Annotated in this window: 7 protein-coding genes and 3 pseudogenes; 4 read left to right on the forward strand and 6 right to left on the reverse strand. The window is 35.4% G+C overall.

Annotated features, from left to right (window positions below; all coding sequences use genetic code 11):
- Window positions 1–405, forward strand: a 405-nt coding sequence (locus tag D1606_RS12035; protein WP_147414500.1) for a C40 family peptidase, incomplete at its 5' end; no start/stop codon positions are given.
- A 48-nt stretch (window positions 406–453) separates the two neighbouring features.
- Here the strand turns inward: D1606_RS12035 and D1606_RS12040 are convergent.
- From D1606_RS12040 to D1606_RS12050, 3 genes and pseudogenes are all read right to left on the reverse strand, one after another.
- Window positions 454–1,428 (reverse strand): Gfo/Idh/MocA family protein, encoded by a 975-nt coding sequence (locus D1606_RS12040; RefSeq protein ID WP_119416260.1) that lies wholly within the window; start codon window positions 1,426–1,428, stop codon window positions 454–456.
- Window positions 1,429–1,629: 201 nt separating this feature from the next.
- A pseudogene (locus D1606_RS19310) lies at window positions 1,630–1,761 on the reverse strand (hypothetical protein); the annotation flags it as partial.
- Window positions 1,762–1,850: 89 nt separating this feature from the next.
- A pseudogene (locus tag D1606_RS12050) lies at window positions 1,851–2,177 on the reverse strand (xylose isomerase); the annotation flags it as partial.
- Here D1606_RS12050 and D1606_RS18635 point away from each other — a divergent pair.
- A complete protein-coding gene (locus D1606_RS18635; RefSeq protein ID WP_147414503.1) occupies window positions 2,176–2,361 on the forward strand; it encodes a hypothetical protein in 186 nt (61 codons plus the stop codon). The pseudogene D1606_RS12050 and the gene D1606_RS18635 overlap by 2 nt on opposite strands.
- Before the next feature lie 212 nt (window positions 2,362–2,573).
- Here D1606_RS18635 and D1606_RS12055 read toward each other — a convergent pair whose 3' ends face one another.
- The 3 genes from D1606_RS12055 to solA form a co-directional block, all read right to left on the reverse strand.
- The gene (locus D1606_RS12055) at window positions 2,574–3,440 is read right to left on the reverse strand and encodes an SDR family oxidoreductase (protein ID WP_119416263.1); all 867 of its coding nucleotides are present in this window, start codon (window positions 3,438–3,440) and stop codon (window positions 2,574–2,576) included.
- Between the two features lie 134 nt (window positions 3,441–3,574).
- Window positions 3,575–4,345 (reverse strand): C40 family peptidase, encoded by a 771-nt coding sequence (locus D1606_RS12060; RefSeq protein WP_119416264.1) that lies wholly within the window; start codon window positions 4,343–4,345, stop codon window positions 3,575–3,577.
- A 319-nt stretch (window positions 4,346–4,664) separates the two neighbouring features.
- Window positions 4,665–5,801: an N-methyl-L-tryptophan oxidase gene (gene solA / locus D1606_RS12065; protein ID WP_119416265.1), complete on the reverse strand. Its 1,137-nt coding sequence runs from the start codon at window positions 5,799–5,801 to the stop codon at window positions 4,665–4,667.
- Window positions 5,802–6,184: 383 nt separating this feature from the next.
- Between solA and D1606_RS12070 the strand changes: the two are divergent.
- Window positions 6,185–7,379, forward strand: a pseudogene (locus tag D1606_RS12070) (class I SAM-dependent rRNA methyltransferase).
- Between the two features lie 159 nt (window positions 7,380–7,538).
- Window positions 7,539–7,981 (forward strand): collagen-like triple helix repeat-containing protein (locus tag D1606_RS12075; protein ID WP_147414506.1); only part of this gene is annotated, 443 nt, incomplete at its 3' end.

A 7,981-nucleotide genomic window follows, 5' to 3' on the forward strand; every position in this document is an offset into this window, starting at 1 on the left:
ACTACTAAAAAGGTAAGCACTAGTGTCACTACATCCTCTGCTAACACAAAACTACAAAAAGCCGTGAGTATTGCAAAGACGGTTCTAGGTATACGCTATGCGTTTGGGGGATCTTCAAAAAGTGGTTTTGATTGTAGTGGCTTAGTATACTATGCATACAAAAATGCTGGTTTATCTGTTTATCGTACAAGTGCAGCAGGCTATTATTCTATTTCTACTGCAACAAGTTCACCTAAAATAGGAGACTTAGTGTTTTTCAAAAACACTTACAAATCTGGCATCTCCCACATTGGACTTTATATGGGTAGTGGTAAATTTATTAGTGCAAGCGGATCGAAGGTTCAAATTAGCTCTGTAAGTTCATCTTATTGGAAAAAACATTTTGCTGGATATAGACATTTGTAATTCTAAAAAATTCTTTAAATCACACGCTCAGTATAAACCTGAGCGTGATTACCCGTTATTAATTGATTTATAACAAGCTTCGATAGCTTTCATATTATTAATAGAGTCCATGCTAGAGTTAAGGGGATCCGTATCTTGTAAAATACATTGTGTAAAATGTTCAATTTCAAGTTTATAAATATCACCAGGAACTTTTTCAGTTACTTTCCTATTTCCAGAGTTTAAAATAATCTCTCCTACGCCACCATTTCGATCAGGTCTGAATGCAAATGGTACTGATATTTTCCCTTTTGTCCCAATTATTTCATACTCATTTCGTTCTAACATATCGAAACTACAATCAATTAAAACGGGTACTTTATTATCCATTACCATATAAATATAGGCTGAGGTATCTACTTTTGCTGATGAATCTATATTCGCGAATCCTTGTATACTCTCAGGTTCTGCTTTTAGAATAAATCTTGCAGCATGAATAGAGTAGCACCCAATATCATAAATACTACCTCCTCCCATCTCTGCATCCATACGAATATCTCCTACCCTGTTTACTAAATGGAAAGAATGGCTAGATTTGAATAACTTAACTTCACCAATTGCTCCTTCACTTATTAGCTCCCTTACTCGTTCATGTTGAGGATGAAATTGGTACATAAAAGCCTCCATAAATTTCACATTGCTTTTAGCACAACTGTTTACCATATCAACCGTTTCAGCAACATTTAAAGAAACGGGTTTTTCACATAGGACATGCTTTCCATAAAGAGCTGCCTTTTCAACCCATTCTTTGTGTAAGTGATTTGGAAGTGGAATATAAACTGCATCAATTTCATCATCCTTTAAGAGTTCTTCATAAGAAACAAATGCCCTTGGTATGTCAAGTTCTTTCGCTACGCGATAAACCCTTTCATCACGACTTGCTATACCAACTAGCTCTGCATTTTCTGCACGTTTAATTGCTGGAATAACCTCAGTTCTTGCGATATTAGCAGTACTTAATACTCCCCAACGTACTTTCACCATTATTTAGTCCCCCTTTAACAGTCATCTTCACCATCTAAATTTCTTTAAACTCTGATTCAACTGTTTTATTTGTGTATATATCTGACGATAAATTTGATACAGCTCAGTATAAGCCTCTACTTTCACAAAATGCTCAGCATACTCTTCTATAGAGCTATACCAACCTAAGCCAATTGCTGCAATCATAGCTGCGCCAACGCCAGGACCTTGTTCATTAGCTACTTGTATAAATGGATAATTTTCTGATGCCTCTGCTATCGTTTTTCCATTTTGGTTCATTAAAAGAACTTTAACTGCACTGGTGCCTAAATCTATACCAATTACATATTTCATAAGAAAATACCCCTTTCATTAAAAAGGTATGCTTAAAATAGACTGAATACCCCTTTAACAACTATTTTGCTGTATGGATTCGATTAAAATTAGGCATTAACCTTTTCTGAAAGGACAGTTAATAAATATTGGTTGATCGTAGATTTAAGTAATTCTGTTCTTCCTGATGTGTTTTGGATATTTTCTAAATCTAATGCATAATTTTCTAGTTCTTTTAATGAAGTTTCCCCTGAGATAATTTTTTGACCAATACCCGACGAATAACTGTTGTATCGCTGATTGATAAAATCCTCTATTACTCTATCATCTTTTAACTTTTGGACTACTTTTAAACCGATTGCAAAACTATCCATTCCTGCAATGTGTCCCTAAAATAAATCGTCCGGTTCAAATGATCCTCTTCGAACTTTTGCGTTGGCTACTGCAAGAAAATATATTGAACGCCCTATTCAAGAAACTGTTTCCAATAATAATAAATGGTTTAATGAATCACTTGTGCAAATTGTTTTCTCTGATTTAGCAACATATTCAGCAGCAATAGGAGCTGCAGCGTTTGCAATCGACGGTTTTTTAAGCATTCACTCTATGGTTGTTGAGTAATATATTTTTTAGTCAATCGCCGTTAAAAACTACTATGCTTTTTTTCGTTCATTTGCATTATAGAATTGATTGTCTTGCATAACACCGCTCTAAAAGCTTATATAGAAACTAAAAATCTCTAGTAAAAGGTAAGTTATAACTACTAGAGATTTTTTCATTATGTTTTGATATTATACATCCCATTTACTCATAGATTAGCCATCTATCCGCTATTATGAACTCATGAGTTCTCCTCCATTTACATGGATGCACTGTCCAGTAATATATGTCCCTTCATCTGATGCGAGTAGTACATAAGCTCCTACTAATTCACGTGGTTGGCCAGTTCGCATCATGGGATTATCAGCTCCAAATTTTGCTACTTTTTGTGCATCAAAAGAAGATGGAATGAGTGGGGTCCATATAGGACCGGGTGCTACCATATTGACACGAATCCCCTTCCCTACTAAATTTTCAGCAAGGCTTCTTGTAAATCCTACTATTGCTCCTTTTGTTGCTGTATAGTCAATAAGCTGTTTGTTTCCTTTATAGGCATTGATTGAAGTTGTTGAAATAATGGAACTCCCTTCTTTTAAATGGGGCATCGCATACTTACTGAGAAAAAACACTGAATCTATATTTGTCGAAAATGTTTTATGCCATTGTTCTGTAGTTATATCCGTTAAGTTTTGCACTGGATATTGAACCGCTGCATTGTTTACTACAATATCTATTTTATTGAACTCTGTAATTGTTTGATCAATAATTTTTTGGCTTGTTGCTTCTTGCGAAATATCTCCTGGTATGAGCAGACATTTTACCGATTCCTGCTCAACAAATTTCTTCGTTTCACTTGCATCATCGTGTTCGTCTAAATAATTGATAACTATATGTGCACCTTCCTTAGCAAAAGCAATTGCTATTGCACGTCCAATGCCTGAGTCACCACCTGTAATAATAGCTACCTTATTTTTAAGTTTGCCACTACCCACATAATCGAATGGCTGAATGGGAGAAGGATTCATAAGGCTTTCTTTACCTGGCTGTTTATCCTGTGTTTGAGCAGGTTGGCCACCCTTTTGTTGTTGATTGATATTCATTTGGTGTTCCTCCTTAATTTTTACTACATTCAGCAATAGCCAACTCTAGATAAACTTAAACATAAAAAAAGTCACACTTCCATCTGAATTTAGATGTGTGTGACTTTCTTTTATCAGCGTTATTTAATATATAATTATAGTGAGCCGTAACCAATAATACGTGGAGCCCAGTAACTTCCTTTTGCAACACTTTGAATTTGAACTTTGTTTCCTGCCGCATGTAATACTAGATTATTCCCTGCATAAATACCTACATGTGTAATTGAACCACTCCCAGGTGTTGCACCAAAGAAGATCAAATCCCCAACATCCGGTTTGCTTACTCGTTTTGTGACAGAATACTGTGTACGACTGCTATGAGGTAATGTACCGTAACCTGCTTTTTTGTAAACATATGCTGTAAAGCCTGAACAGTCAAATCCTGACGGAGACATGCCTCCCCAAACATAGGGTACACCTAAATATTGTTTACCAACACTAATAACTTTACTTCCTGCTACTGCACTAGAAACTTTTTTTGTTTTTTTGTACTTTTTAACGTATGAAGCGGAAACCCATCCAGATTTGCCTTTGTATTTTACTTTGTACCACTTTTTACTATTTACTGTTTTCTTATATGTAGCTGATACAACTGCACCTTTTTTTAGTGTCATAACTCGTTTGTATTTTGTTGAAGCACCTTTTCTCATATTAAGCGCTGCTTTAGTTTTATATTTACCTGAAATTTTAACAGCCTTTGAACTAGATACAGTTGTAATAGTTGAAGTTTTTTCTATGTTTGTTGTTTTCGCTTTAGCTTGGGCTTGTTCTTCAGGAGCTGCTCCTAATACTGTTCCAAGTCCTAATGACAGGGTTAACGTGCTAGCTGTAATTACTTTCAAAAACCTTTTTTTATTTATATTCATAAAGATTATTTACCTCCGTTTTTAGCTTTTTTTTGATATATTCGATGTATTTCATAAAATTCTTATTAACTTATGTATTAATCTTATTGAAATTCTGATGAAGAAACAATGCGATTTCATTTACAAAGTCATTACTTTTTATTACAAATAATACAAAGTATTTGGTAATTACGTTATTTTTAATATTTCAGTAATGAATATGGAATATTTTTCCTTTTAATCGATAGTCACTTCTATTATTTGGATGGAAATAGCATAAAAAAAGAACCAATGAAAGCTAACATTGGTTCGTCGTAGTAAAAATTCAATTCATTTTCTACTATAAAAAGCGTTGTAACGAAAATGGCTTAATGTCTAAATCTGTTTTCCCTTTTAAAATAAGATTACTTAGAGTTTCCCCAACAGCACTTGCAAATTTAAACCCATGGCCTGAAAAACCAGCTGCAATTGCAATATTTTTATATTTTGGATGAAGATCAATAATGAAATCTTCATCAGGCGTCATTGTATACATACAAGTTTTTCCGTGTTTTAATGTATGTTGTTGTTGAGGCATAAACTTATCAAGGATGTTTTCCAAATCTTCCTTTTCCCCACTAACCTCGCCAAAAGGAAGCTTGTCCTTATTAGGGTCAATTGACTCCCCAGTATCATGTCTTCCAACCTTCAATCCTGTTCCATCAATACTTGGAAAGCCATAATAACAACTATCGGGTAATTTAAAAGCAAAGGCTGGAAAATTATTTGAACTATATAAATCTTCTTCTACATCGTACCAAGCAAATGTTTTGCGAATTGGATTTAATGGTAATTCGAGATCTAATTGCTTTAATAACTCTCGTGCCCAAGCTCCCACAGAAAAAATGGCGGCATTCGCAGTAAACCTCGTCCCATCAGCAATAGTAATTGTTACCTCATTTTCTTTGGCATCGACTTTCGTTACTTTACTATTTGTTCGAATTTCTGCTCCCTCTCTCATCGCCATTTCACGAAAAGCTGACACACATTCCTCCACTTTTAAAACCCCTGAAGTCGGTTCAAAACATCCAACAAAATCTTCTGGAATCTTTAGCCCTGACCATTTTTTATGTACTTTATCTGCAGATAAAACCTCTAAAGGTAAATTAAACTTCTCGGCGCTTGAAATAACATTCTTTATAAATGGATCATCTTTTTCCCCTACATTAATAACTCCTGTTTCCAATAAGAGCTCTTTATGTACATTTTGAGCAAGTTCTTTCCATAAATCTCTTGCACGTAATGCGAAAGGAACATACTCGTGACCTTCACCATACGCATAGCGAATAATTCTTGTTTCTCCATGATGACTACCATGGTCATGTGGCGGATTAAATGCATCAAGTAACAATGTTTTCTTTCCACTCTTTGAAAGAAAATATCCAGCTGCCATTCCCATAGATCCTGCACCAATTACAATTACATCATATTTTCCCATGAAAAGACTCCCTAGTGATTTAATTATTATAAAAATTATAACTTTTTAGAATATATTATCAACTTATTTTCAAATTCAAAATATAGGGGCATATAGGATTCCATCCGTATACGCCCCTTTATAGATAGCAACTAGGCTCCAAAAAGAAATATCCACCTTGGTCAGTTGGATACTCTAAAAGACAAAGGCTATTTTGATTGTCTTTTTATGTTGCTTGCATCAATGAATTTTAATAAGGAATGTAATCTCTACCAGAGCCTATACAATATAATATGCTTAAGGTCATTGTAAATTGCAGAATAAATATCATATAATTCATTTCACTTTGCTTCTTATTTCTCTAAAAAAATGCGATAATGGTGTAAAACATTAAGGATGACACGATGACAAATATGATTACATTACGAGTGGACCCTAAATATACTATGGATTTAAACCGTGGCTATTCACTTATCTTAAAAGACGCAATCCAAAACAAAGAATTATTAGAATCAGAAGGTGAACTAATTCGCTTAGTTGATCAACATAACCGTTATATCGGAACAGGTTACTATGGTCATCAAAACAAAGGGATTGGCTGGATATTAACAACTAAAGAACATGAATTAATCGACCAAGCTTTCTTTACAAAGAAAGTGAAAGTTGCCTTATCTCATCGTGAAGATTTTTACCAAAATAGCCAAACAACTGCTTTTCGTGTTTTCAATGGCGAAGGCGATGGTATCGGTGGCTTAGCGATTGACTACTTTGATGGATATTATATGGTAAGTTGGTATAGTGAAGGCATTTATTCATTTAAAGAATATATTTACAAAGCACTTAACGAACTTGTTGAATATAAAGCAATTTATGAGAAAAAACGTTTTGACACAAAAGGACAATATATCGACCAGGATGATTTTGTAATGGGAACAGAAGGCGACTTCCCTATTATCGTCAAAGAGAACGGCATGAACTTTGCGGTTGATCTAAACGATGGTGCCATGACAGGTATCTTCCTTGACCAACGTGATGTTAGACGTGCAATTAGAGATCATTATGCAAAAGATATGAATATGCTTAACACGTTTTCTTACACTGGTGCCTTTTCAGTAGCAGCAGCATTAGGTGGTGCTACAAAAACAACAAGTGTAGATTTAGCTAAACGTAGTCTAGCTAAAACAATTGAACAATTCAGCGTTAACGGAATTGACTATGAAGCTCAAGATATTAAAGTTATGGATGTTTTCCATTACTTTAAATATGCGGAAAAACATGATCTGAAATTTGACTTAGTTGTACTAGATCCACCAAGCTTTGCACGTACAAAAAAGGCTACTTTCTCTACGGCAAAGGATTATCCAAAACTATTGGCAGATACTATTGCGATTACTGAAAAAAATGGTGTGATTGTAGCTTCTACTAATAACGCAAGCTTTTATGAAAAAATTTAAAACCTTTATAGATAAAGCGTTTAAAGAAACTAAAACTAAATATAAAATTATTGATCAATATGGACTCCCTAAAGACTTTAGAGCAAATCGCGATTTTCCAGAATTTAATTATTTAAAAGTCGTGTTCATCAAAAAACTAAGCTAAATACTCCCTAAAATTAAGCCGACACATCAATTCACTTGATGTGTCGGCTTTTTAATTTATTTTATTCACCTAATCTATTATTTATTTTAGATATAGATAGTTGTCTCATATAGATATTTTCCGTTTGAATATGATACTAAGATTGGAGGTGAATTGATTTTGGAAAAGAAAAAATGTTCTAGTTGTCACAGATATTTATGTAATTGTAGTAATTCTAACGAAACTACAAATAAAGGGCCAAGAGGATCCAGAGGGCCAAGAGGCGAGGATGGATTACCAGGGCCTACCGGTGCTACTGGACCAAGAGGTGAAAGAGGACCAAGGGGATTCAGGGGTAGTGGAGCTACTGGCGCTACTGGTGCTACTGGCGCTACTGGTGCTACCGGGCGTAACGGTGCTACTGGCGCTACTGGCGCTACTGGTGCTACCGGGCGTAACGGTGCTACTGGCGCTACTGGCGCTACTGGCGCTACTGGCGCTACTGGTGCTACCGGGCGTAACGGTGCTACTGGCGCTACTGGCGCTACTGGTGCTACTGGTGCTACCGGGCGTAACGGTGCTACTGGCGCTACTGGTGCTACTGGTGCTACTGGTGCTACCGG

The organism is Rummeliibacillus sp. POC4 (genome assembly GCF_003576525.1).
Classification (GTDB): domain Bacteria; phylum Bacillota; class Bacilli; order Bacillales_A; family Planococcaceae; genus Rummeliibacillus.